Annotated in this window: 21 protein-coding genes; 5 read left to right on the top strand and 16 right to left on the bottom strand. The window is 65.3% G+C overall.

Annotated elements, in window-relative coordinates; translation table 11 throughout:
- Window positions 1-172 precede the first annotated feature (172 nt).
- The 4 genes from P0652_RS04725 to rpoH all read left to right on the top strand — a co-directional run bounded on the left by P0652_RS04725 (window position 173) and on the right by rpoH (window position 3,507).
- Complete coding sequence (locus P0652_RS04725; protein ID WP_284177616.1) at window positions 173-748, top strand: TadE/TadG family type IV pilus assembly protein; 576 nt, start codon at window positions 173-175, stop codon at window positions 746-748.
- Between the two features lie 9 nt (window positions 749-757).
- Entirely contained in the window at window positions 758-1,435 is a 678-nt protein-coding gene (locus P0652_RS04730; protein WP_284177617.1) for a TadE/TadG family type IV pilus assembly protein, read from the top strand.
- Between the two features lie 78 nt (window positions 1,436-1,513).
- Complete coding sequence (locus P0652_RS04735; RefSeq protein ID WP_284177618.1) at window positions 1,514-2,512, top strand: RluA family pseudouridine synthase; 999 nt, start codon at window positions 1,514-1,516, stop codon at window positions 2,510-2,512.
- Between the two features lie 113 nt (window positions 2,513-2,625).
- Window positions 2,626-3,507 (top strand): RNA polymerase sigma factor RpoH, encoded by an 882-nt coding sequence (gene rpoH / locus P0652_RS04740; RefSeq protein WP_284177619.1) that lies wholly within the window; start codon window positions 2,626-2,628, stop codon window positions 3,505-3,507.
- Between the two features lie 58 nt (window positions 3,508-3,565).
- On the opposite strand, the gene P0652_RS04745 is transcribed toward rpoH, so the two are convergent.
- The 4 genes from P0652_RS04745 to P0652_RS04760 form a co-directional block, all read right to left on the bottom strand.
- On the bottom strand, window positions 3,566-4,762 hold the full coding sequence (locus P0652_RS04745; protein ID WP_284177620.1) for a hypothetical protein: 1,197 nt from the start codon (window positions 4,760-4,762) through the stop codon (window positions 3,566-3,568).
- 6 nt (window positions 4,763-4,768) lie between these two features.
- The gene (locus P0652_RS04750; RefSeq protein WP_284177621.1) at window positions 4,769-6,061 is read right to left on the bottom strand and encodes an adenylosuccinate synthase; all 1,293 of its coding nucleotides are present in this window, start codon (window positions 6,059-6,061) and stop codon (window positions 4,769-4,771) included.
- Between the two features lie 181 nt (window positions 6,062-6,242).
- A complete protein-coding gene (locus P0652_RS04755) occupies window positions 6,243-7,919 on the bottom strand; it encodes a mucoidy inhibitor MuiA family protein (RefSeq protein ID WP_284177622.1) in 1,677 nt (558 codons plus the stop codon).
- Window positions 7,920-7,998: 79 nt separating this feature from the next.
- Complete coding sequence (locus tag P0652_RS04760) at window positions 7,999-8,862, bottom strand: type 1 glutamine amidotransferase (protein WP_284177623.1); 864 nt, start codon at window positions 8,860-8,862, stop codon at window positions 7,999-8,001.
- Between the two features lie 74 nt (window positions 8,863-8,936).
- Between P0652_RS04760 and P0652_RS04765 the strand changes: the two genes are divergently transcribed.
- Window positions 8,937-9,833, top strand: a complete 897-nt coding sequence (locus tag P0652_RS04765; protein ID WP_284177624.1) for a DMT family transporter — start codon at window positions 8,937-8,939, stop codon at window positions 9,831-9,833.
- Between the two features lie 37 nt (window positions 9,834-9,870).
- On the opposite strand, the gene serA is transcribed toward P0652_RS04765, so the two are convergent.
- From serA to tolB, 12 genes are all read right to left on the bottom strand, one after another.
- On the bottom strand, window positions 9,871-11,460 hold the full coding sequence (serA, locus tag P0652_RS04770; protein ID WP_284177625.1) for a phosphoglycerate dehydrogenase: 1,590 nt from the start codon (window positions 11,458-11,460) through the stop codon (window positions 9,871-9,873).
- A 136-nt stretch (window positions 11,461-11,596) separates the two neighbouring features.
- On the bottom strand, window positions 11,597-12,757 hold the full coding sequence (locus tag P0652_RS04775) for a phosphoserine transaminase (protein WP_284177626.1): 1,161 nt from the start codon (window positions 12,755-12,757) through the stop codon (window positions 11,597-11,599).
- Between the two features lie 143 nt (window positions 12,758-12,900).
- A complete protein-coding gene (fliG, locus tag P0652_RS04780) occupies window positions 12,901-13,962 on the bottom strand; it encodes a flagellar motor switch protein FliG (protein WP_284177627.1) in 1,062 nt (353 codons plus the stop codon).
- Window positions 13,963-14,206: 244 nt separating this feature from the next.
- Complete coding sequence (locus P0652_RS04785) at window positions 14,207-15,049, bottom strand: outer membrane protein (protein ID WP_284177628.1); 843 nt, start codon at window positions 15,047-15,049, stop codon at window positions 14,207-14,209.
- 186 nt (window positions 15,050-15,235) lie between these two features.
- Window positions 15,236-16,576: a phosphoglucosamine mutase gene (gene glmM / locus P0652_RS04790; protein WP_284177629.1), complete on the bottom strand. Its 1,341-nt coding sequence runs from the start codon at window positions 16,574-16,576 to the stop codon at window positions 15,236-15,238.
- Window positions 16,577-16,723: 147 nt separating this feature from the next.
- Complete coding sequence (ftsH, locus tag P0652_RS04795; RefSeq protein WP_284177630.1) at window positions 16,724-18,649, bottom strand: ATP-dependent zinc metalloprotease FtsH; 1,926 nt, start codon at window positions 18,647-18,649, stop codon at window positions 16,724-16,726.
- Between the two features lie 126 nt (window positions 18,650-18,775).
- On the bottom strand, window positions 18,776-19,864 hold the full coding sequence (gene tilS / locus P0652_RS04800) for a tRNA lysidine(34) synthetase TilS (protein WP_284177631.1): 1,089 nt from the start codon (window positions 19,862-19,864) through the stop codon (window positions 18,776-18,778).
- On the bottom strand, window positions 19,858-20,775 hold the full coding sequence (gene ybgF / locus P0652_RS04805; RefSeq protein WP_284177632.1) for a tol-pal system protein YbgF: 918 nt from the start codon (window positions 20,773-20,775) through the stop codon (window positions 19,858-19,860). The genes tilS and ybgF overlap by 7 nt, the downstream gene beginning before the upstream one ends.
- A gap of 52 nt (window positions 20,776-20,827) precedes the next feature.
- Window positions 20,828-21,322 (bottom strand): peptidoglycan-associated lipoprotein Pal, encoded by a 495-nt coding sequence (pal, locus tag P0652_RS04810; RefSeq protein WP_284177633.1) that lies wholly within the window; start codon window positions 21,320-21,322, stop codon window positions 20,828-20,830.
- A gap of 165 nt (window positions 21,323-21,487) precedes the next feature.
- Entirely contained in the window at window positions 21,488-22,054 is a 567-nt protein-coding gene (locus P0652_RS04815; RefSeq protein ID WP_284177634.1) for a VUT family protein, read from the bottom strand.
- A gap of 54 nt (window positions 22,055-22,108) precedes the next feature.
- Window positions 22,109-22,819 (bottom strand): 7-cyano-7-deazaguanine synthase QueC, encoded by a 711-nt coding sequence (gene queC, locus P0652_RS04820; RefSeq protein WP_284177635.1) that lies wholly within the window; start codon window positions 22,817-22,819, stop codon window positions 22,109-22,111.
- A gap of 13 nt (window positions 22,820-22,832) precedes the next feature.
- The gene (gene tolB, locus P0652_RS04825; protein WP_284177636.1) at window positions 22,833-24,182 is read right to left on the bottom strand and encodes a Tol-Pal system beta propeller repeat protein TolB; all 1,350 of its coding nucleotides are present in this window, start codon (window positions 24,180-24,182) and stop codon (window positions 22,833-22,835) included.
- Between the last annotated feature and the right edge of the window lie 3 nt (window positions 24,183-24,185).

Genomic DNA, 24,185 nt, shown 5'->3' on the forward strand with positions numbered 1-24,185 from the left:
CGGGCGCGTGAGGCGCCTGCGGCGGGCAACGGACAGGGTTAAGCCCCGGTTAAGCCCGCGCATCGGATTTGTGGAAAAAAGCGAAACAGAACAGCAAGCTCTCTTGTGTATACCCGTAGCAGGAAGTCGGTCGTCCTGCAGCGCCGGCTGGCCCAGTTTTCGGGAGTTGTCCATGTCCGTTGCCAAGGCCGATCGCACGAAACCCGAGGTTTCGCTGCTGGGCCGTCTCCTCCGGTGTTTCCGGCGTGATCGCCGCGGCGCGACCGCCGTCGAATTCGCGATGATTGCCCCGATGTTCTTCGGTTCGCTTTTCGCGATCATGGAGACGGGCACGCTGTACCTGCGCGTCACCGCGCTGGAAACCGGCGTGGAGGATGCCAAGCGGGTGACGCTCACCGGGCAGGTGGCCGGTTCCGGCGGCGCGCCGCAGCAGCTCTCCGCCTTCAAGACCGCCTTCTGCGAGCGGATCAGCTGGCTGATCAGCTGCGGCGATGTGAAATTCGATGTCCGGGCCTTCACGGTGTTCGGCGATGCCGCCATGCCCAACCCGGTCAAGAGCGGGGTCTTCGACCCGTCGAACCTGCAATTCGATCCGGGCAAGCCCTGCCAGATCGTGGTGATCCGGGCCTATTACGAGGTCTCGTCGATAACCGCCCTGATCCGGAACGATGTTTCGCAACTGTCGAACGGGAAGGTTCTGCTGGTCGGATCGGCGGCCTTCAAGAACGAACCCTATGGCGCGTGCTGAGGAGTGATGATGATGAAGGCCTCCATGCTTCGCCGCAGCCAACGCTTTCTCCGCCATTCCCGTCTCCGCGCCCGCGCGCTGCTCCGGCGGTTCAACCTGTCCCAGAGCGGCGTCGCGGCTGTCGAATTCGCGCTGATGGTCCCGGTCATGATGACAGTCTGGGTCGGGATGGTCGTTTCCACCGATGCCCTGAATGCCGAGAAGAAGGTGACATTGCTGGCCCGGACCCTCGCGGACATGACCACCCAGATGGTGGCTGTCAGCCAGGCTGACATGGACAGCATCTTCAAGGCGACGGAGGCCGTCCTCTGGCCGCATCCCTCGACCGGGCTCGGCATGCGGGTGATCGCGATCGATATTGACGGGGCCGGAAAGGCCTTTGTCGACTGGTCTGTCGTGCCCTCGGATTCATCGATCAAGGGGTCGTTCTCGACCGTTGCCCGCTGCACCGAATTCAAGAAGCTGCCGGCCGGTCTCAAGATTCCGCGCACCTTCGTGGTGCTTGCGGAAGTCGAGATGAATTATGCCGCCTCGGTTGCGACGCAGGTCGTCAACGAATTGTTCGGCGGCGCCTTTGCCGGCGGCAAGGTGAAGATGGGCGACAACCTCTACATGCGGCCACGCCAGGCCAACAAGGTGCAGTTCAACCCGCCGCCGACCGGGACTTGCCCGGGCTACACCGCCTGACCTTCGGCCTGACTTGACGCGGCGGTTCCGGCCCGGCACACCGGGCCGTCCCGCTTTTCCCGGCAGATCGGAGCCCTCATGACCGCCAGCCCGCCGATGCAGCTCGTGCTGCCCCCGGAGGACAAGGCGAAACGGCTCGATCGCTGCCTTGCCGACCACCTGCCTGATTTCTCCCGGGCCCGCCTCCAGACGCTGATTGCCGATGGCCAGGTCTGGATCGACGGCGCCCTCGAGACCAATGCCGCGCGCAAGCTCAGGGGCGGGGAGGCCGTGACCCTGCACCTGCCCGCGCCCGAGCCGGCAGGGCCGCTGCCCGAAGCCCTGCCACTGGACATTCTCTACGAGGATGCCGACCTGATCGTTGTCAACAAGGCAGCGGGCATGGTCGTCCACCCGTCGAACGGCCATGAGCGCGGCACGCTGGTTCATGCCCTGCTCGCCCATTGCGGCGACAGCCTGTCCGGCATCAACGGTATTCTCCGGCCGGGAATCGTCCATCGGCTCGACAAGGACACGTCCGGCATCCTCGTCGTGGCCAAGCATGACCGGGCACATCGCCATCTCGCGGCACAATTCGCCGATCACGGCCGGACAGGCGCGCTGGAGCGGCGCTACCAGGCGCTGGTCTGGGGCCGGCTGCCGCGCCAGAGCGGGACGATCGAGGCCGGCATTGCCCGCTCGACTGCCAATCGCGAGCGGATGGTCGTCTCGAACAGCGAGCGGGCGCGCTTCGCGATCACCCATTATGCCGTGAGCGCGTGCTATCCGGCGGGCGAGGATGCGCTGGCCAGCCTCATCCGCTGCACGCTCGAGACCGGGCGGACCCACCAGATCCGCGTGCATCTCGCCCATATCGGCCATCCGCTTCTGGGCGATTCCCTCTATGGCAGCGGCTTCCGCACCCGGATCGCCCGGTTGCCGGAGGAGGCACAGCTGGCCCTTGCCGCGCTCGACCGGCAGGCGCTTCACGCCGAATGGCTGGCTTTCGAGCATCCGCGCACGCGCGATGTCATGAGCTTTGAAACCGCGCCGCCGGCCGATTTCGAGCGTTTGCAGGCCGCCCTCGCCAAACTGTGATGATTGCCGCTTTTTCGCCACGGATTCGATGTGGTATAAGCGCCAACAGCGTCGATGGGTGTTTCACCGCGACGGACGAGCCTGCCGCGTTCGGGGGCTCAAAGGAGGTAAGGATGTCAATCGCCACGATGCCCGTTTTCTCGGGTGAGGGGGGACTTTCCCGGTACCTGGCTGAAATTCGCCGGTTTCCGGTTCTCAGCGCCGACGAAGAGTTCATGCTCGCCAAGCGCTACCAGCAATATGAGGATGCGCAGGCGGCCCATCGCCTCGTCACGTCGCATCTGCGGCTCGTGGCGAAGATCGCCATGGGCTATCGCGGTTACGGCCTGCCGGTCGGCGATGTCGTGTCCGAGGGCAATATCGGCCTGATGCAGGCCGTGAAGCGCTTCGACCCCGACAAGGGCTTCCGGCTCGCGACCTACGCGATCTGGTGGATCAAGGCGTCGATCCAGGAATACATCCTGCGGTCATGGAGCCTCGTGAAAATGGGGACCACCGCCAACCAGAAGAAGCTGTTCTTCAACCTGCGCAAGGCGAAGGGCAAGATTTCCGCGCTGGAAGAGGGTGATCTGCGCCCCGACCAGGTGAAGGCGATCGCGACCAAGCTCGGCGTCGAGGAGCAGGAAGTCATCGAGATGAACCGCCGTCTCGGCGGGGATTCCTCGCTCAACGTGATGATGCGCGATGACGGCACCGCTGAATGGCAGGATATGCTGGTCGACGATACGGACAACCAGGAAGCCATCCTGACCCGGACCGAGGAAGCGGCGAACCGCCATCAGGCGCTTGGAAAGGCGCTGGAGATCCTCAACCCGCGCGAGCGGCGGATCTTCGAGGCGCGCCGCCTGCTGGAAGACCCGCTGACGCTGGAAGAGCTGTCAGAGGAATTCGGCGTCTCGCGCGAGCGTGTCCGGCAGATCGAGGCCCGGGCCTTCGAGAAAGTTCAGGGCGCAGTACGCCGCAATCTGGCCGAGATCGAAGCCCTGGCCGCCTGAATTCCGGATGCATGACATGCAATGAAGGGCGCCTCCGGGCGCCCTTTCTCATGGCTGCTTACTGGCGCCAGTCCCGCAGGGCTTCGGCAATGGCCCTCTCGCCCGCCGCCGATTTCTCGACAAGGACCGCACCGCGACGACCCGTCTCCAGCCGGAATTCGAAGACCATCCATTTCTGCGTCCGCAGCAGGTCAAGATTACGGGTGACGGTGGCCTCGGCCTTGTCGAGCCCGATCATGAAGACATTGGTCTGGATCGGCACGACAATGCCGGCGAGCACGCCGCCGACCTGATCCTCGCGTTCGCGCCATTCGACAGCGCTCATTTCCAGCACATTGCCGAGGCCGTTCTGACCGTCGAAAATCACCATCACCGTATGCGAGGCACTCAGTGCGGCATCGGCATTGCGGGCAATCGAGAAGTCGATCGACAGGGTCGATCCGGCGAATTCGATCACGGCGCGCAGGCTCTTCTGGCCGCCCAACGTGGTGTCCGGCAGGTAGGACCAGTTGACACGCCCCTCGAACTGGTTCGGCGCGCCCGGCGCCGGTTCCAGCACCATGAAGGCGCGGCCGGTTGCCGGCGCGGTGACGACGGCGCCGTTCGTTGCCGGCGGCGTGGCTGCCGGCGGTGTGGCTGCCGGCGGGCTTGCGGCCTGGCTCTGGGCCGGTGCTGCGGGCTGTGACGGCGCGGGGTCGGCCGGTGTGGGCTGTGGTTCTGCGCCGGACAGCCGGCCTTCGGTCTTGGCCGGGTCGGACCCTGATTCTGCCGGTGCCGTGACCACGGGCGGACCGGCCGGTGCAACCGGCTTGCCGTTCCGCGTCAGGGCCAGAAGGCCCATGGCCAGCATGGCGACGATGCCGATGCCCACGAAGACCGAAAGCCGCTTCCGGGGCAGACCTGTCGCTTCGCCCCGATTGGGCATACGCGGGCGCAGGATCGGTTCGATCACCGGATCGGCAGGCGGCAGTGATGTTGATTCGTCCTCGACCGGGGGGGCCGGCATTCCGGGCTCCGGCGCTTCAGGCGTGTCCGGCAGTGCCAGTGTGGCCTGCTCGGCCTCGACCCGGATGATTACCGCCTCGAGTGCGTCCAGCTGGGCGCGGATCTCGTCCTCGGCGAGCGGCGGGTCAAAGCTGCGCAATTGCCGCTGCAAGGCGTCGCGCGCCCGACCGTAGATCGACGCCCTGGCCTCCGCATCGGGGTTGCCCAGGCTTGCGATCGCACGGTTGAGGAGCGAATGATAATCCACCATGCGGGATCAGGCCTCGAAGGGATTCTTGACGAGGATCGTGTCATCCCGTTCCGGGCTGGTCGAGAGCAGGGCGACCGGCGCACCGATCAATTCCTCGATTCTCCGGACGTATTTGATCGCCTCGGCCGGCAGCTGTGCCCAGGAGCGGGCGCCGGCGGTCGAGCCTTCCCAGCCGGGAATGGTTTCGTAGACCGGTTCCAGCCGCTTCTGTGCCGATTCGCTGGCCGGCAGATAGTCGATGATCTCGCCGTCGAGCCTGTAGCCGGTGCAGACCTTGATCTCGGCGAAGCCGTCTAGGATGTCGAGCTTGGTCAGCGCGATACCGTTAATGCCGGAGGTCTTGATCGTCTGGCGCACCAGCACCGCATCGAACCAGCCGCAGCGCCGGGCTCGCCCGGTGACCGTGCCGAATTCGCGGCCGCGCTCGCCGATCCGGCGGCCGGTCTCGTCAAACAGCTCGGAGGGGAAGGGGCCTTCGCCGACGCGGGTCGTATAGGCCTTCACGATGCCGAGCACATAGCCGATCGCGCCCGGGCCGAGGCCGGACCCGGTCGAGGCCTGGCCCGCCACGGTGTTGGAGGAGGTGACGTAGGGATAGGTGCCGTGATCCACATCGAGCAGGGCGCCCTGCGCCCCTTCGAACAGGATGCGCTTGCCCTCGCGGCGGGCCTGGTCGAGGGTTTCCCAGACACGGTCCATATAGGGCAGGATGCGCGGTGCGATCGCGGTCAGCAATGCGAGCAGAGCGCCGCCATCGACCTCGTCGAGGCCCATGCCGCGCCGCAATGCGTTGTGATGGGCGAGCAGGCGGTCGATCTTCGGTGCGAGGGCTTCCGGCTCCGCAAGGTCGCGGACGCGGATCGCGCGGCGGCCGACCTTGTCCTCGTAAGCGGGGCCGATGCCGCGTTTCGTGGTGCCGATCTTCGTGCCGGAATTGCCGCTCTCGCGGAAGGCATCGAGTTCGCGATGGAGCGGCAGGATCAGCGTGGCATTGTCGGCGATGCGCAGCCCCTCCGGGGAAACCTTCACGCCCTGGCTGGCCAGCCGGTCGATCTCGTCACAGAGGGCAGAAGGGTCGATCACGACGCCGTTGCCGATGACGGACAGCTTGCCGCCGCGCACGATACCCGAAGGCAGCAGGCTGAGCTTGTAGGTGACCCCGTCGATGACCAGCGTGTGGCCGGCATTGTGGCCGCCCTGGTAGCGGACAACGATATCGGCCTGCTCGGACAGCCAGTCGACGATCTTGCCCTTGCCCTCGTCGCCCCACTGCGCGCCGACTACGACCACGTTGGCCATGTGAAACCATCCCGGTTCTGGAGCCGCGGCGGCCGCAACCGCCCAACCCGCCGTTAAAGGTTTCCGATAGCCAATGCCCTGCCCGGGGTAAAGCCACCCCGGAACCTTTTCCATCCATTGTCGTATTTCCGCCAGCCCCCGGACAGGCGCTGGCGGATGCAACCCGGCCGGGCGAGGCGGCTCAGCGTGGCAGGGGCAGCGGCCTGATCTCCTTCGCCGCCGGCCAGCGGAGCCGGTAGGCGGTGACGAGGGCCCGCTCCTCCTGCGGCTTCAGCGCGAGCGTCCAGGCGACAACGCCCCGGCGGTCATCCGGTGCTTCCAGATCAGGTTTCGTCATCTCCGGCAGGCGCTCGACCGTGATGGCCTGGTCCTCGCTGACAGGGATGCGATCCTCGACATGGATCTCGACGGGGAAGGCATGCAGGTTTTTCACGACCGTCCGGAACTGGCTGTCCTCGGTGCGGGTCGAGCCGAGCAGGCCCGGCTCGCGCGCCTGCCGGCTGACCGGTACCCGCCGAACGGTGACGCGGTCATCGGCGCCGAAACCGAGGCGGGCCTGATCACCCGGAGCAACCAGCGGCACGCGGCCCTTGCCGACAAAGGCGCCGTCGCGCGTCAGCAGCACCTCGCCGGGCAGGATCGGCGCCTCGCCGGCCGCCCTGAAACTGACATCGAGATAGGCGGTGGGATCGAGAACCGGCGCGCTGCGCAGGGTCAGCTTGATGTCCGGCCTGTCCGCGCCCAGCCGGACCGAGCGCTCACCCATGCCGGACGGCAAGGTCACCGTGCCGGGCAGGCGGAATTCGGTCTGGAAGCCGCCCGTTTCCATCCGGGCCTGCGCCTCTTCGGCTGCAACATTGCGGTCGCTGCCGGGCGCTTCCTTGCGGGCGGCGTCCATGCGCAACTGGCCGGCGACCATGGCCTCCGGCACAGGGGCCGCGCTCATCGGCACCGGCGCGGAACGCGGGACGGGCCGTTCCCAGAAGGCGATCTTCTCGCCGCGCAGATCGGGCGCCTGCGTGCCGCGCCGGACCATGACGGTCGACAGGGTGACGCGCGCATTGGCCCAATCCTCGCCGGTCTGCTGGCGGATCATGGCCCGGCGTACCCATTCGAATTGCGGCTGCCCGGATTGCGTCGACAGGCGTGCATCATAGACCGGCCGCCAGCCGGCGGCATTGACGCGATAGGTCAGCGTCAGCTTCGCCCGGAGCGATGCGGACGCCTGGACGGCGATCATCGCGACGCGAGCCGTATCATGGCGGGGGGCGATCCGGGCGGATTCCTGCTCGAGCACGGCCATCTCCGCCTCGACCTTTTCGAGGGAATCGCGCAGGCCCCGCATTTCCTCGTTCACGCCCTGCAGGCCCTTGCCGACAAGATCCCATGCCTTCATCCACTGGTCCGGGTCGAGCGGCTTACCCTGGCTGCCCTCGCCGGAACCGGCGCGCTGGATCATCTGCTTCTTGCCCTCGGCGGCGTCGATCCTGTCCTGAAGGCGATCGCGTTCCCTGCGCAAGGCGGCGAGCTTCTGCCGGGTCTCCGGCTTGCCGGCTTCGCCCGTTCTGGCTCGGCTCGACAGGTCGACATTGCCGATCACCAGCCGGTCGCTGCCCTCGCCCTCGACACGGAGCGAGGCCGGGTCGATCATCGCCGGGAGGTCGTCGATCCGCAGTTCATGCTCGCCGGCCGGGATGTCGATCTCCAGCATACGCCGTACCGTGGCAGCATCGGGATAGACGGTGACGTCCTGCAGGCGGGAGGGCGCATCGATCGTGGCGGCGAAGGCAGGCGAGGCGGCAAGGGCAATCGGGGCGATGCCGGCCATCAGCAGGGCCAGGCGGGGAAACGGGGTCATTCGGGCAATCTCCGGAGGTGCGGGAGATCCGGATCATCGGGCCGGGCGCGGCGAAGTTGAGGCCGCTCCCGGGCCGAAATCAGGCTGCTGCCCGCGCGAAGGCGTACGGCTTCACACGGGATTCAATGAAGTTGCGGAGTTCCGTGACGCGGAGATGCGGATCGGTGACATCCGGGCCGAGGCCATGGCGCCAGCCAAGATGGCGTGCCGCCGGCTGTTCGGCGAGGCGCCGCAATTCCGCGACATAGCTCGATTTCGCGGCCTCGTCGGCGAAGAAGCCTTCCTCGATCAGGGTGGCCATGCGGCGGTCGATCAGGAAGGCCAGATCGGCCAGCGTGTATTCCGGGTGGTATTGTACACCCCAGAACGAGCCGCCCTCGAAGTGGAACTCCGCGGCCTGGACATACGAGACGGCATTCGAGGCGAGGATCGTGGCGCCGGGGGGCGGGACTGCAACCTCGTCGAGATGGGAGCAGGGCGCATCGAACACGTCCGGCCGGCCGTCAAGCAGCGGATGGGCCTGACCAGTGGCGTTGCGGGTGATCTTGCGGGCGAAGCCGACCTCACGACCCCTCGGATTGCGCTGCACATCGCCGCCCGCCGCCACCGCCGCAACCTGGATGCCCCAGCAGGAGCCGAAGAACGGAATGCCGGCGCGATAGATCTCCCGGGCCACCTCGACCTGGCGCAAGGCTTCCGGTGCGCGCTGCCAGAGATGCAGCGCCGAGCCGGTGATGATCGCGGCATCGTAATCGGCGAAGCCGGTCCCCGCCGGCAGGGCGGCATCGGCATCGGCGGCGAGAAGGATATCGTAGCGCGCATCCCCGGCTAGGCCGACCATGACATTGCCGTAACCCTCGGCCGGCGTCACGCCCTGCCCCGCACGGTATCCCTCGCGGACCTCGCGGGTATTGCCTTCGATGATCAGGAAGCGCAGAGACATTCACAACTCTCCATCAAGTCGCCTCCCCGGATACATCCGCCGGGGCCAGTGCGCAATCAGGCGGATCTTCCGACGTGCCCGCGCGCAAGCTCTATTCGAACGCCTATCTCCTGCTAGCCCTCACCATGTTGTTCTGGGGCGGAAATGCCATTGCGGCCCGCCTCGCTGTCGGTGAAATCTCGCCCATGGTGCTGACGGCCGGGCGCTGGTTCGTCGTTGTCATCTTCATCGCGCTGTTCCTGCGCAAGGAAGTGCGGGAAGTGCTGCCGGTTCTCAGGGAGCGCTGGCTCTTTGCCCTCATGATGGGGACGTTCGGCTATACCGTGTTCAATGCGATGATGTATGTCGCCGGGCATTATACCAGCGCGGTCAACATCACGCTGCTTCAGGGCGCGATCCCGATCTTCACGTTGATTGGTGCGTTCTTCGCCTATGGCACGGCGGTGCGCGGTGTGCAGATCATCGGCATCATCGTCACCATCGTCGGGGTTGCCGTCACGGCGAGCGGGGGCTCGCTCGAGCGCCTCGCCGCGCTGGCGATCAATTTCGGCGATGTGCTGATGGTCTCGGCCTGCGCGCTCTATGCGGGCTATACGGTGGCTTTGAAGAAGCGGCCGGCGATTTCGGGGCTCGCCTTCTTCTCGGGGATGGCTTTCGCGGCGGCGTTGGTCTCGATCCCGTTCGTGGCAGCTGAAATTGCCATGGGGAAGGCCGTCTGGCCCGGGGCAAAAGGCTTCGCCATCCTGACTTATGTGGCGATCGGGCCGAGCTTCCTGGCGCAGGTTTTCTTCATGCGCGCGGTGGAGTTGATCGGGCCCGGCCGGGCGGGGCTCTTCGCCAATCTCGTCCCGGTCATCGGCGCCGTGCTGGCCGTGCTGATCCTCAACGAGCCCTTCGGCTGGCACCATGCCGTGTCGATGGTGCTGGTTCTCGGCGGCATCGCCATTGCCGAGCGCGGCCGCAGCGGGTGAGGAAAAGCGCTCCGGCCCGAGGCCGGAGCGCCGTTGATCAGAATTTCAGGCGGCGGGCCCGCTTGACATGCGGGATGGCGTGGATGGCGTTCAGTACGTCATCCGGGATCGCCTCGTCGACGGCCACGAAGCAGATCGCATCGCCGCCCGGCTTGTCACGGCCGAGATTGAAGGTCGCGATGTTGATGCCCTTCTCGCCGAGCAGCGAACCGAAGCGGCCGATGAAGCCGGGCTTGTCGTCGTTGCGGACATAGAGCATGTGCGGGGCAAATTCGGCATCCATCTGGATCTGGCGGATCTCGATGATGCGCGGCTTGCCATCCTGGTAGACGGTGCCGGCCGCGTGGCGCGGCATGTCTTCGGCCAGGACCTCGATATAGATGCGGCTCTCGTAATCGCCTTCCGCCGAGCGCTTCACCTCATCGACCGAGATGCCCTTTTCCTTGGCGGTCATCGGGGCATTGACCATGTTGATCTCCGGCAGGAAGGGCCGGAGCACGCCGGTAATGGCGGCTGCGGTGATCGGCCGGACGTTGAGCGTGCCGACCTCGCCCTCGTAGCGGATGCGGATCGCCTTGACCGGGGCTTCGGTGAGCTGGCCGAGGAACGAGCCGAGCTTCTCGCCGAGTGCGACGAAGGGCTTCAGCTTCGGGGCTTCCTCCGCCGTGATCGACGGGAAATTGACCGCGTTGCTGATCGCGCCGTTGAGCAGGTAATCGGCCATCTGCTCGGCCACCTGGAGGGCCACATTCTCCTGCGCCTCGTTGGTCGAGGCGCCGAGATGCGGGGTGCAGATCACGTTGTCGAGGCCGAAAAGCGGGTTGGTTTCGGCCGGCTCGACCGAGAAGACGTCGAAGGCGGCGCCAGCGACATGGCCGGATTTGAGCGCGGCGGCGAGGGCTTCCTCGTCCACCAGCCCGCCGCGGGCGCAGTTGATGATGCGCACACCCTTCTTCGTTTTTGCCAGCGCTTCGGCCGACAGGATGTTCTTCGTCTGCTCGGTCATCGGCACATGCAGCGTGATGACATCGGCGCGGGCGAGCAGCGTGTCCAGTTCCACCTTCTCGACGCCGATCTGCACGGCGCGGTCGGCCGAGAGATAGGGATCATAGGCGATGACTTTCATGCCAACGCCGATCGCCTTGCGTGCCACGATCGAGCCGATATTGCCGGCACCGATCAGGCCGAGCGTCTTGGCTTCGAGTTCGACGCCCATGAAGCGGTTCTTCTCCCACTTGCCGCCCTGCGTGGAGACATCCGCCGCCGGGATCTGGCGGGCCAAAGCAAACATCAGCGCAATCGCATGTTCAGCCGTGGTGATCGAATTGCCGAAGGGCGTGTTCATCACGATGATGCCCTTGGCGGTGGCGGCGGGGATATCGACATTGTCGACACCGATGCCCGCGCGGCCGATCACCTTCAGGTTCGGTGCGCTTTCGAGCAGCTTCGCCGTGACCTTGGTGGCCGATCGGATGGCAAGGCCGTCATACTCGCCGATCACGGCGGCGAGCTTGTCCTTGTCCTTGCCGAGGCTGGTATCGAAGGTCACGTCGATGCCGCGATCCTTGAAGATCTGGACGGCGGCAGGGGAGAGGGCGTCGGAAATCAGGACGCGGGGTCTGGTCATGGCATGGCTCCTGCGGAGGGGCAGCGGGAATGGGGGGAGTGGGCACTGGGGCGTTGGTGGTCGGCAGTCGGGGAACGATGTCCTGCGACTGCCGAATGCCGAATTCCTATTGCCTGACGCGGCTGGTGGTCGCGTGTCAGAGCTTCGCGAGTTCCCTGGCGAAGGCGTATTCGATCCAGGGGATCAGCGCCTTGATGTCGCGGGTCTGGACTGTCGCGCCACACCAGATCCGGAGGCCCGGAGGGGCGTCGCGGTAATGGCCGAGATCGAGCCCCGCGCCTTCTTTCTCAAGCGTGGCGACAATGTCCTTCGCGAAATTCGCCTGCTGGTCGGCTGAAAGGGCAGCCACCCTCGGATGGGTGAATTTCAGGCAGACCGAGGTGTTCGACCGGGTCTTTGGCTTGACGGCAAGGAAGTCGACCCAGTCGGTCTTCTTGACCCAAGTGGCAATCGCGCGGGCATTGGCATCGGCCCGCCTGACCAAGCCATCGAGCCCGCCGACCTTCTTCGCCCAGTGCAGGGCATCGATGTAATCCTCGACGCAGAGCATGGACGGGGTGTTGATCGTCTCGCCTTCGAAAATTCCGGCAATCAGCTTGCCGCCGGCGGTGAGGCGGAAAACCTTGGGCAGCGGCCAGGCCGGCTTGTAGCTCTCGAGCCGTTCGACGGCGCGCGGGCTGAGGATCAGCATGCCATGCGCCGCCTCGCCGCCGAGCACCTTCTGCCAGGAAAAGGTGACGACATCGAGCTTGGCCCAGTCGAGGCGCTGCGCAAAAGCCGCCGAGGTGGCGTCGCAGATGGTCAGGCCCTGGCGGTCCGCCGCGATCCAGTTTGCATCCGGCACCCGCACGCCTGAGGTCGTGCCGTTCCAGGTGAAAACGATGTCGCGCGTTTTCGTGTCGATCCTGTTGAGGTTCGGCAGCTCGCCATAGGGCGCGGTGATGACCTCGCAATCGGTCAGCTTCAGCTGCTTGACGGCATCCGTTACCCAGCCTTCGCCGAAGGATTCCCAGGCCAGCATGGTGGAGGGGCGAGCGCCGAGCAGCGACCACATCGCCATTTCGACTGCGCCGGTATCCGAGGCCGGTACGATGCCGATCCGGTAATCGGCGGGAACCTGCAGCACCTCGCGCGTCAGGTCGATCGCGAGCTTGAGCTTCGCCTTGCCGATCTTCGCGCGATGCGAGCGGCCGAGCGGGGCGTCAGCGAGGGCTTTGAGGGACCAGCCGGGGCGCTTGGCGCAAGGGCCGGAAGAGAAATTGGGCACGCGCGGGCGTGCGGCAGGCGCAGTCGTCATCTGTGATCTCCATCCTTCCAGATGGGTGTCTCCCGTTGGGGGGAGATGACCCGCTTCGAGCCGTAAGTGTTTTGCCCTGGCACGTCAAGGAGACTTTGGGGGGAGGGCAGCCGGATAGTGAGCCGGGAAGGGCAACCCGCCCCTCAATAGATCAGCTCGTCCTCGGAGCGGTTCTTGCCGATGATGATCTCGCCCTTGGCAGCGAGTTCCTTGGCGAGCATGACGATCTTTGTCTGCGCCGTCTCGACTTCCTTGAGGCGGATTGGGCCGAGACCGGCCATCTGGTCCTCGAAATTCTTGGCGGCGCGGGTCGACATCTGGGTGATGAAGAATTTCTTCACGGAAGGCGTGGCGCCCTTGAGGGCCATGGCCAGCTGGTCGCGGTCGGAGAAGCGAATCAGGGTCTGGGTCGAAGCCGGATCGAGCTTCGTCAGGTCCTCGAAGGTGAACATCAGCGAGCGGATCTTGTTGGCTGCCTCGCGATGCCGCTCCTCGAGCAGGCCCATGAAGGTCATTTCAGTCTGGCGGTCGAACGAGTTGAAGATCTCGGCGATCAGCTCGTGATTGTCGCGCCGGTTGGCCTGATGCAGGTTCGAGATGAATTCCGTGCGCAGCGTGTCCTCGATCTGGTTCAGGATCGCCTTCTGCACCGGCTCCATCGTGATCATCCGGTTGATTGCCTCGAGCGCCAGTTCCTGCGGCAGCAGCGAGAGCACGCGAGCGGCATGTTCCGGGTGGATCTTCGACAGGATGATCGCGATGGTCTGCGGATACTCGCCCTTCAGCCAGTTGGCGAGAATGTTTTCCTGCACGTTGCCGAGTTTCTGCCACATGTTGCGGCCGGCCGGACCCCGGATATCCTCCATCAGGATCGACACGCGGTCCCGCGGGAGGATCTTGTTCAGCAGGGCTTCCGTGCGGTCGAAGTCACCCGTTACCGCTCCGCCCTGCGACATGAGCGAAAGGAATTCCGCGACCAGCGCCTCGACAGCCTCCGCCGTCACCGAGCCCAGCCGGGACATGGCGCGCGAGACGATCCGGATTTCTTCCTCGTCGAGGGCCGACCAGATCTCGCCGCCGTAGCGTTCACCGAGGACCAGAAGGATGATCGCAGCCTTTTCCGGGCCGGAAAGAAAGCGCGTCAGATCGTTTCCCGGACGGGGAACAGCCTCTCGATCGGTGCGCGTGGCACTTTCAGGCTTCACTCTCGGCTTCCCATATCCGCCCCCGCGGCACGCCGGAATCGGGACCGGGCATCGCGAATCTCTAAACAATATTAACTTTTAGGAGAAATGGGCGACAGGTCAAAACCCTCAACTCTGAAACAAATGAGGAAAACAATATTCGCTGGGGATGGGCTGCTATTTTTGCCTTGTGTGCAAGAGAAGGCCGACAGCAAAAGGGGCGCAGTTTCCTGCGCCCCTGCTTCAAGCAAGAAGAATCAAAGGGTCAGTATTTGCGGACCAGAGGGCCTGGGGCAAAAGCTGGCGCGGCATCGGCAAAGATGTACCGCATGCCGAATTTGATATCATGCGAGCTGAGATCTTTGATGCGAGCATTGAAAGTCGTGCAGGGGATCGTACAAGCCACGTTGGCCGTGTTGACCGTGCCCATATTGAGGTAGCGGTATCCGACTTCTGCTTTGAGATTTGTGCTCAGATCATAGCCAAGACCGGCATGGATGGCCCAGGCGAATCGCGTATCGGTCTTGCTGGGCGCTGAACCGGTGCCACCGGCAAAGGCCGCATAGCCGACATCGCGGACATCATTGGTAAAGATTGTCGCGAAACCTGCACCCGCGCCGATGAACGGGGTGATTCGGTGCCAGGTGCCGAGATCGACATAGCCGTTCAGCAGGCCGACCACGGCGCTGACCTTGCCGGTCGTCACGTTGATGCCGTCATCGCCCGTGCCGGCAGTACCGCGCGTGTCGAGTTCGGAGATGCGGAATTTGGCCGCACTGCGATACTCGATCGTGGCATCGCCGCGCAGCCACGAATTGTAAGCATAGCCGGCGCCGACGCCGAGGAAGACCGAATTGCCGAGGCTGGAGGACATGGTCTGGAAGTTCGCCCCCCCCGGTGCCAGGAAGACGCCGCCATTGTCATGGTTGCTGACCCCGATATCGCCGCGGAGATAGAAGCCGCCGCCGGCATCAATATGGGGCGCCGGCGCCATCATGGGCGGCGGCGGAGGAGCGGAGAGCATGTCCGCCGCGGAAGCCGGAAGCGACTGGGTTCCTGCGACGAGGGCCGCCATTTGTGCGGTGCGGAGCCATGTCGAGCGACGCATGTGATTTCCCTTCAAGCCTATCGCGCGGCATCGCAGCCGCCAGAATCAATGGGAAGAGCATCGCAGAGCTTGGTTAAGAGGCACTTAACCTTAAAAATTATCCCTAACCGGGGGTGAAATACGGCGTCTGAGGGTTGCCCGTTCTTCCGGCCCGACGAGGCGTCGAGCTGTCAGACAGTCAGGCCGTCAGGCGGCTTTGGAGATCACGTCGATCACGTCATCGACGACTTTCTCGACGAGATCGCGATCATCGCCCTCGGCCATGACGCGGATCACCGGTTCCGTGCCGGAGGGCCGGATCACAAGCCGGCCGGCGGCACCGAGCTGTGCACGCAGCTGGTCGATGGCCCGGTTGACGGCCTGGTCCTTGAGCGGTTGGCCCCCCCGCGTCTGGACGTTCTTCAGGATCTGCGGCAGCGGCTCGAAGCGGTGGCAGATCTCGCTGACGGCGCGCCCCTCCCGCCGCACAACAGCCAGGACCTGCAGGGCGGCGATCAGGCCGTCGCCGGTGGTCGAGTAATCGGAAAGGATGATGTGGCCGCTCTGCTCGCCGCCGACATTGAAGCCATGCTCGCGCATATGCTCCAGGACATAGCGGTCGCCGACAGCGGTCCGGGCGAGGGCGAGCCCAAGGCTGCCGAGATGGCGTTCGAGGCCGAGATTCGACATGATCGTCGCCACGATGCCGGGCTTGGCGAGGCGTCCGTCCTGGTGCCAGCTCTCGGCGATGACCGCCATCAGCTGGTCGCCATCGACGACGTGGCCCTTCTCGTCGATGATCAAGACACGGTCGGCATCGCCATCGAGCGCGATCCCGATATCGGCGCGCATCTCACGCACCTTCTGCTGCAGGGCGTTCGGGGCGGTGGAGCCGACATCGCGGTTGATGTTGAATCCGTCCGGTTCGGCGCCGATGGCGATCACCTCTGCGCCCAGTTCCCACAAGGCCTCGGGCGCGACGCGATAGCCGGCCCCGTTGGCGCAATCGACGACGATGCGCATACCGTCGAGATCGAGGGCGCGCGGCAGGGTCCGCTTGGCGAATTCGATGTAGCGCGCATGGACGCCCTCGAGGCGCCGGGCACGGCCGATATCGCGCGAGCCGGAAAGGCGGATAGCCGCCGAGGGGTCGATCAGGCGTTCGATCTCGGTCTCGATCTCGTCGGAAAGCTTGTAGCCATCCGGGCCGAACAGCTTGATCCCGTTATCCTCGTAAGGGTTGTGCGAGGCCGAGATCATCACACCGAGATCGGCCCGCATCGAACGGGAGAGCATGGCGATGGCCGGTGTCGGCATCGGGCCGAGCAGCAGTACATCCATGCCGACCGACAGAAAGCCGGCGGTCAGCGCATTTTCGATCATGTAGCCGGAAAGGCGCGTGTCCTTGCCGATCACAACGCGATGGCGGTGCTCGCCGCGATGGAACACCATGCCGGCGGCCTGCCCGACACGCAGGGCCAGTTCCGGCGTGATCTTGCCGTTAGCCCGTCCACGAATGCCATCCGTGCCGAAGAACTTCCTGCTCATGTGAAAACACCCCTGACCAAGCCGGCTAGGGGTGCCTCAAATGCCCTGCAATGGCAAGCCTTGCCCCGTCCAGGGGTTAACAGCTTATCGCAGGGGCCTGTCCTGAAGGCTGCTGTCTCCCGGAATCGGCAGGCAGGATTTGACAGACTATCCCTGCGGTTGGGGTTCCAGCCCGCCACCTTCGGCTTCCGGCGGGCGCGGCTTGCCGGCCGAGGGAACCGCCGAACCGCGTGACGGCGGCTGCTGGTCCGGATCCTCGCGGGTCGGGCGCTTGCCGTCCATCAGGGCGCGGAGTTCATCGCCGGTCAGCGTCTCGAATTCGAGCAGAGCCTCGGCAATGGCCACGAACTGTTCCTTGTTGTCGGTGATGATCTTGCGGGCGGCGGTCTCGCCCTCCTCGATCAGCCGCCGGACCTCCTCGTCAATCAGCTTTGCCGTCTCGTCCGACATGTTGGTCGACTGGCTGACCGAATGGCCAAGGAAGATTTCCTGCTGGTTCGAGGCATAGCGGACGCGGCCGAGCCGCTCGCTCATCCCCCATTCCATGACCATCGCGCGGGCGAGCTGTGTTGCCATCTGGATATCGCCGGTGGCGCCGTTCGTCACCTTTTCCGGGCCGAATGTGATGATCTCGGCCTCGCGGCCGCCGAAGAGCATGACGAGGCGCGCCAGGCTCTTCTCGCGCGACATCGAGTAGCGATCGCTTTCCGGGAGCGTCATCACCATGCCAAGCGCACGACCGCGCGGAATGATCGTCGCCTTGTGGATCGGATCGATGCCGGGCACTTTCAGCGCGATGATCGCGTGGCCGGCTTCGTGGTAGGCGGTGTTCCGCTTTTCCTCGATCGACATGGCCATCGACTTCCGCTCGGCCCCCATCATGACCTTGTCTTTCGCATCCTCGAATTCGAGATGCGTGACGAGGCGACGGTTGCGGCGGGCGGCCAGCAGGGCGGCCTCGTTGACGAGGTTCATCAGGTCAGCGCCAGAGAAGCCCGGCGTGCCGCGGGCCAGCGTCTTCAGGTCAACATCCGGCGCCATCGGCACCTTGCGGCAATGAACGCGAAGGATGCGCTCACGACCGTTGACATCCGGCAGCGGCACCACGATCTGACGATCGAAACGGCCCGGGCGCAGCAAGGCGGGGTCGAGCACATCCGGCCGGTTGGTGGCCGCGATGATGATGATGCCCTCGTTGGCCTCGAAGCCGTCCATCTCGACGAGGAGCTGGTTCAGCGTCTGCTCGCGTTCATCGTTGCCGCCGCCGAGGCCGGCACCGCGATGGCGACCGACCGCATCGATTTCATCGATGAAGATGATGCAGGGCGCGTTCTTCTTGGCTTCGGCGAACATGTCGCGGACGCGGCTGGCGCCGACGCCGACGAACATTTCCACGAAATCGGAGCCGGAAATGGTGAAAAAAGGCACATTGGCCTCACCCGCGACGGCACGCGCCGTCAGGGTCTTGCCGGTGCCCGGCGGGCCGACCAGCAGCACACCGCGCGGAATGCGGCCGCCAAGGCGCTGGAATTTCTGCGGATCGCGCAGGAACTCGACGATTTCCGAAAGATCTTCCTTGGCTTCATCGATGCCGGCGACATCCTCGAAGGTCACGCGGCCATGCGCTTCAGTCAGAAGCTTGGCCTTGGATTTGCCGAAGCCCATGGCCCGGCCGGCACCGTTCTGCATCTGCCGCGACATGAAAATCCAGACGCCGAGGAAGAAGATGATCGGCAGCCAGTTGACGATCAGCGACATGTACCAGGGCGTGTCGGCATTGGGCGAACGGAACGTCACATTGGTGTTCTTTTCGCGCAGCTTCTCGCGGATCTTGTCATCGACCGGACCGAAGGTGACGAAATTGCCGCTGCCATCGTTGAAGGAGCCCTGCACATCCCAGCCGGATACGACAACCTTGTCGACGCGGCCCTTGTCGAGCGACTCGACGAAGCTGGAGAAGGGAATTTCCTGTCCTCCGGTTCGGCCCGACGGGCTCTGGAAGACGGAGACAAGCGCGAGGACCAGCAGGAGGATGATGGCCCAGAGCGCGATATTCCGGAAATTCTGATTCATCTCTGACACTTCTCACGGTGACGGTTGCGCCGGCCCTGCCGGAAAACCTCACAAGGATATTTAGGCATGCCGGACCGGCTTGCCAAGCGCTCGCGGTAAATCGTCACGTTTTGTGAAGGCGGAAGGTTACCCGCCGCGCCCCTGCGCCGTGCGGCTGTTCTCCCGCTGGGTGCGCCGCGGCGGGGCCGTTCGGACCTCGAGGAAACCGCCTCCATGGGCGATCACCGTCCAGGCGAGGGTCTGGCGGAAGGGGCGCTGGTCGCGGATGGCCATGCGCAGGTTCTTGAGCAGACGCTCCAGCTTGGCGAGGGAAATCTGGGTTTCCTGCGGCGCCTCGCCGCCGATGGCCAGCATGGATTTCTTCAGCATCCGCAGGGCCATCTCGAAGGGCTCGGTGAAGAACGGCTCGGCCTTCATGCGGATGGCGCCACCATCCGGCGCACGGCGGACCATGACGCTGTCGAGCGTGCGACGTGCGATCTGCTCCATCGCATCCTCGGTCCGGCGAGCACGGGCGGCGAGCGTGCCAAGCCGTTCGGGAGTGAGGCCTTCATCGGCGAGGATCGGGATCAGCGCGCGGAACCGGGTCCGGGCATAGCGTGCGTCCTCATTGGTCGGGTCTTTCGAGAAGACCCAATGGTTCTGCTCGCAGGTGGCGATCAGCCGGCTCTTCGCGACTTCCAGAAACGGCCGGACATGCCGGATCGCGCCGCGCGCGACATTCGGGCGCATGGCGCCGAGGCCGACGAGCCCTGTCCCGGAGGCCATCCGCATCAGCACGGTCTCGGCCTGGTCGTCCAGCGTATGGGCGGTGAAGAGATGGGTGGCCTCGATGGCGCGCGCATGCCCGACGAGCAGCGCGTAGCGGCCCTTCCGCGCGGTCTCCTGGCTGGTGCCGGGGCCAGGCGCGTCAAGCCAGGGAAGGGTGCAATGGGCAATCTTCAGATCCTTGCAGAACTCCGCCACGAACCGGGCCTCGTCGGCCGATTCCGGCCGGAGCCGGTGATCGACAGTCGCCACGGCAATGGGGGGCAGAAACGCGCGGGCGGCCACGGCGAGGCCCAGCAGGGCCATTGAATCCGGTCCGCCGGATACCGCCAGCAGAATGCCATTGCATTCATCGCTCCCGAGGGCGCTCCTGAAGAGGGCCAGAGCTTCCTCCGGCGTCAGGGGAAGCTGGTCGATCGGATTGCCTTCGAGATCGTCCTCTAACATTGCGCGCGCGCCTTTTCCCGTTCCACGGCCGCACGGATCGGTTGTGCGGTGTTGGGATATTTGGCCGTAACCTTGTTAAAAATCCCGCAAGCTTCGGCTGTGGCGCCAAGGCCGCGCAGGGAAATGCCCAGCTTCAGCATGGCTTCCGGCGCGCGCGGCGCGTTGGCATGCTTGCTTGTGACATTGAGGAACTGTTCGGCGGCCTCGCGGTAGCGTGTCCGGCGGAGGTAGCTCTCGCCCAGCCAGAACGTGGCTTCCGGCACGCGGCGATCCTTGCTGTAGCTGCGGAGGAAATCCCGGAACGCCCCTTCGGCCAGTTCATAATCTCCCCGATCGACGAGCGACCTCGCAAAGGCGAAGTCGGAGGCAGCATTGCCCCTCGCCACAAGTGCCGGCGCCGGTGGGCGGCGCTGGCCAGTCACGTCGAGCGGGGCACCGAGATCGTCATTTGCCGCCGCGGTGCCGCCGGGCGGCAGGGCACCGGCCGGCAGGTTTGCGCCGGGCAGCGGCACGCCTGGCGCGGTGGCAACACCGCCAGACTGGCCGAGCGGCCGCGGCGCGCCGGGGGCATTCTTTGTCGTTGCCGGGTCGAACGCGTCGGAGCGCCGCTGCGGCGTCGGGGCGGCCGGCGTGGCGGGGCTGGCCGGAGGCCGCGCGCCGCCGGGCCGGCCTGATTCCAGATCACGGAAGCGGGTATCGGCGTCGGTCTGGAAGCGCTTGAGCTGGTCCTCGACCCGCCGAAGCTGGAACCGCAATTCCTCCACCTGGCCAGTGAGGCGGCGGTTCTCGTTCTCCAGCCGGTCGAGCCGCAGCACGAAATCGGCGGCATCCTGCGCGCGCAGGGTCCCCGGCATCGCCAGGGGAGCCAGCGCGACAACGACGATCGGCAGGAGACGCATCATTCCGAGCATGAGACTACCTTAGCGCAGGATTCGCCTTCCCGACAGGGTGCGTGGCAGCTTCTCAGCTGCCGGCCCCGCCCAACACAGTCACGGCACGGCGGTTCTGTGACCAGCAGGAAATGTCGTTGCAGACAGCAACCGGGCGTTCCTTGCCGTAGGAGACGGTCCGGATGCGGTTGGCGCCGACGCCCCGGGCGATCAGGTAGTTCTTGGCGGATTCGGCACGGCGGGCGCCGAGCGCGAAGTTGTATTCACGCGTGCCGCGCTCGTCGGCATGGCCTTCGATGGTGAAGGAGTAGCTCGGGTAGCGCGCCAGCCATTGTGCCTGCTTGTCCAGCGTGGACTGGCCGGTGGCGTTGATTTCCGAGGAATCGGAATCGAAGAAGACCCGGTCGCCGACATTGACGACGAAATCCTGGATCGAGCCCGGCGTCTGTGGTCCGCCCTGCCCGAGGGCATCGGCATCATTCTTGGAAGCGCAAGCGCCCAGCGTCAAAGCAACGACAAAAGCCGCGGCGAAACGAGCGCCGCGCGACGTCAAAAAACCGGGTTCCATACCCAAAACTCCTTCAATGGGCCTGCCGCCCCTGAAAGCAGATAAAATCCGCTGGATTAACGAAAGCTTCCGTAAAGCCTTTTCGCTCGCTCATTGAATACCCGGGCATGGCGACTTTGCGGCGAATGGTGAACGAATTCTTGTCGTTTGCGGAATTTTGCAGGGTCAGGCGGGTTCGAGACCGATGCGGCGATCACGCTCGCGCAGCCAGAGCAGCAGGGGAAGCGCGGCTATCACCATCAGGGCCTTTCCAAGGATCTGGCCTTCCAGATATTTCAGGCTGCCGAAAGCGAGCCAGAGGAAGACGAGGCTGTCGATCACGACGCCGACCGCGCTGCTGGCCAGGGCCGCGAGGACAAGGCCCCGTTTCTGCAGCGGGGTGAAGACGGCGAGATCCGCCAGTTCGGAAAGAAGGAAGGCCGCGACCGAGGCAATCACCAGCGCAGGCGGCGAGAGCATGGCCGAGAGCATGCCGCCGGCGAGAATGGCGCCGATCGCCCAGCTGATTCCGAGCCGGCGCTGGACGAGATCGCGCAGGACAAGGGCCACGCCGATCATCAGGACCCCGCTCGGTGCGGTGATGCCGGGCGCGACCGGCACCAGGCAGGGCCCGTTCGGCACGCAGAACGTGCCGACATTCTGGATCAGCCAGTTGGCCAGCGGCACGCAGGCGGCGAAGGCGACAAGGAAAAGCGCGCCTTCGCGGCGGCGCAGGGAATCACGGTCTGTCATGGAAACTCGCTTTGGCCCCTTGGGCTTTGAGGGATCAGCCACCCTGTTTCGAACTCAGCACCCCGCCGCGTAACGCCGGTAGCCATTCGCGCGCAATTCGCAGGCCGGGCACTGGCCGCAGCCATAGCCCCAGTCATGGCTTTTGTCACGCAAGCCGAGGTAGCAGGAATGGCTTTCCTCGCGGATCAGGGTGACGAGCGCGCTCCCGCCAAGAGCCTCAGCGAGGTGCCAGGTCGCGGCCTTGTCGATCCACATCAGCGGGGTATGCAGCACGAAGCGGCGCTCCATACCGAGATTGAGCGCAACCTGCAGCGCCTTGATCGTGTCGTCCCGGCAATCGGGATAGCCGGAAAAATCCGTCTCGCAGACGCCGGTCACCAGATGTCGGATGCCGCGACGATAGGCGAGCGCGGCGGCGAAGGTCAGGAACAGGAGGTTCCGGCCGGGCACGAAGGTGTTCGGCAGGCCTTCCTCGCCCATGGCGATCTCGACATCGCGGGTGAGGGCGGTCTGCGATATCGTGCCGAGGGTCGGGACAGCGAGGGTATGGTCCTCGCCGAGGCGCGTGGCCCAGGCTGGGTCAAGGCCGGCCATGCCCTGCCTCAGCGTGTCGCGGCAGGCCAGTTCGACGGCATGGCGCTGGCCATACTCGAAGCCCAGCGTCTCGACCTTGGTGAAGCGCTCCAGGGCCCAGGCGAGACAGGTGGCGGAATCCTGCCCGCCGGAAAACAGGACGAGCGCGGAATCCGCGGCAACGGCGGTCATCGCGCGCCTCGCCTCAGCGGGTGGAGAGCAGCGGGGACCAGGCCGGGTCCGAGGCGAAAGCCGGGGTCGGGACCGGCACGTCGATCCGGCCATTCACATCGACCATATGCAGCTTCGGGCCGGCGCCGCTATCGCGGAAGAACATGATGTAGCGGCCATTCGGCGCCCAGGTCGGGCCCTCGTTATGATAGCCCTCGGTGAGGATCCGCTCGCCCGAGCCATCCGGCTTCATGACGCCGATGGCAAAGCTGTTCGCCTTCTGGCGGGTAAACGCGATGAAATCGCCCTTTGGGGACCAGACGGGCGTCGAGTAGCGCCCATCGCCGAAGGAAATCCGCCGTGCGCCGGAGCCATCGGCGCCCATGATATAGATCTGCTGGCCGCCGCCGCGATCGCTCTCGAAGGCGATCTGGCTGCCATCCGGCGAGAAGGAGGGTGAGGTATCGATCGCGCCGCCCGAGGTGAGCGGGCGCACGCCGCCCGAGCCGATATCGGCCAGCGCGAGGTTGGTATTGCCGCCATTCTCGACGCTCATCACCACCTGCGTGCCGTTGGGCGCGAAGCGGGGCGCGAAGCTGGTCGTGTTGGCGGAGCCGACCACGGCGCGCCGGCCGGAGCCGAGATCGAGCACCTGCACGTTGGCGCGACCGTTTTCTTCCAGCGACATGAAGGTGACGCGATCGCCGCGCGGGCTGAAGCGCGGCGTGATCAGCAGTTCCGAGCCGGAAGAGAGCGCGCGGAAATTCGCGCCGTCCTGATCGATGATGGCGAGGCGCTTGCGGCGTTTTTCCTTCGGGCCGGTCTCGTCGACGAAGATGATCCGCGTATCGAAGAAGCCGGTCTCGCCGGTCATGCGCTCGAAAACGGCATCGGAAGCGAGATGGGCGAGGCGCCGCCAGTTGGCCGGATCGATGGCATGCTTCTGCCCGACCACCTGCTTGCCCGTCGTTGCATCCCAGAGCCGGTATTCGATGGCGAGGCGCGCGCCGTCACGGACCACGCGACCGCTCACGATGGCCTGCGCGCCGGCCTGCTGCCAGGCGGCGAAATTCGGCACCTGGTCGAAGCCGAGACTGCGTTCGGGGTGGCGGGCCTTGTCGATCGGCTCGAACACGCCGGAGCGCTTGAGATTGGCCGCCATGATCTCGGCCAGCTGGATGCCCTGCGGATCGCCGGAGAAATCGACGATGGCGATGGGCATCGGCTTGAAATTGCGCGGGTTCAGATCGATGCAGAGCTCTCCGGCCCGGCAGCCGCGATCCTGCGCGCGGAGTTCGCCGCTGAGATAGAGCGGCGCCGCCAGGGCCGCGATCAGGCCGAAGGCGAAGAAAACGGGGCGGAACAGCTGGAAGGGACGGTTCATGGC

The organism is Rhabdaerophilum sp. SD176, from assembly GCF_030143245.1.
GTDB lineage: Bacteria > Pseudomonadota > Alphaproteobacteria > Rhizobiales > Beijerinckiaceae > Rhabdaerophilum.

Excerpts from the sequence above, each read along its gene's own strand:
- P0652_RS04725 (WP_284177616.1), top strand. The coding sequence starts at position 173 with ATGTCCGTTGCCAAGGCCGATCGCACGAAACCCGAGGTTTCGCTGCTG.
- P0652_RS04730 (WP_284177617.1), top strand. The coding sequence starts at position 758 with ATGATGAAGGCCTCCATGCTTCGCCGCAGCCAACGCTTTCTCCGCCAT.
- P0652_RS04735 (WP_284177618.1), top strand. The coding sequence starts at position 1,514 with ATGACCGCCAGCCCGCCGATGCAGCTCGTGCTGCCCCCGGAGGACAAG.
- rpoH (WP_284177619.1), top strand. The coding sequence starts at position 2,626 with ATGTCAATCGCCACGATGCCCGTTTTCTCGGGTGAGGGGGGACTTTCC.
- P0652_RS04745 (WP_284177620.1), bottom strand. The coding sequence starts at position 4,762 with ATGGTGGATTATCATTCGCTCCTCAACCGTGCGATCGCAAGCCTGGGC.
- P0652_RS04750 (WP_284177621.1), bottom strand. The coding sequence starts at position 6,061 with ATGGCCAACGTGGTCGTAGTCGGCGCGCAGTGGGGCGACGAGGGCAAG.
- P0652_RS04755 (WP_284177622.1), bottom strand. The coding sequence starts at position 7,919 with ATGACCCCGTTTCCCCGCCTGGCCCTGCTGATGGCCGGCATCGCCCCG.
- P0652_RS04760 (WP_284177623.1), bottom strand. The coding sequence starts at position 8,862 with ATGTCTCTGCGCTTCCTGATCATCGAAGGCAATACCCGCGAGGTCCGC.
- serA (WP_284177625.1), bottom strand. The coding sequence starts at position 11,460 with ATGACCAGACCCCGCGTCCTGATTTCCGACGCCCTCTCCCCTGCCGCC.
- P0652_RS04775 (WP_284177626.1), bottom strand. The coding sequence starts at position 12,757 with ATGACGACTGCGCCTGCCGCACGCCCGCGCGTGCCCAATTTCTCTTCC.
- P0652_RS04785 (WP_284177628.1), bottom strand. The coding sequence starts at position 15,049 with ATGCGTCGCTCGACATGGCTCCGCACCGCACAAATGGCGGCCCTCGTC.
- glmM (WP_284177629.1), bottom strand. The coding sequence starts at position 16,576 with ATGAGCAGGAAGTTCTTCGGCACGGATGGCATTCGTGGACGGGCTAAC.
- ftsH (WP_284177630.1), bottom strand. The coding sequence starts at position 18,649 with ATGAATCAGAATTTCCGGAATATCGCGCTCTGGGCCATCATCCTCCTG.
- tilS (WP_284177631.1), bottom strand. The coding sequence starts at position 19,864 with ATGTTAGAGGACGATCTCGAAGGCAATCCGATCGACCAGCTTCCCCTG.
- ybgF (WP_284177632.1), bottom strand. The coding sequence starts at position 20,775 with ATGCTCGGAATGATGCGTCTCCTGCCGATCGTCGTTGTCGCGCTGGCT.
- pal (WP_284177633.1), bottom strand. The coding sequence starts at position 21,322 with ATGGAACCCGGTTTTTTGACGTCGCGCGGCGCTCGTTTCGCCGCGGCT.
- P0652_RS04815 (WP_284177634.1), bottom strand. The coding sequence starts at position 22,054 with ATGACAGACCGTGATTCCCTGCGCCGCCGCGAAGGCGCGCTTTTCCTT.
- queC (WP_284177635.1), bottom strand. The coding sequence starts at position 22,819 with ATGACCGCCGTTGCCGCGGATTCCGCGCTCGTCCTGTTTTCCGGCGGG.
- tolB (WP_284177636.1), bottom strand. The coding sequence starts at position 24,182 with ATGAACCGTCCCTTCCAGCTGTTCCGCCCCGTTTTCTTCGCCTTCGGC.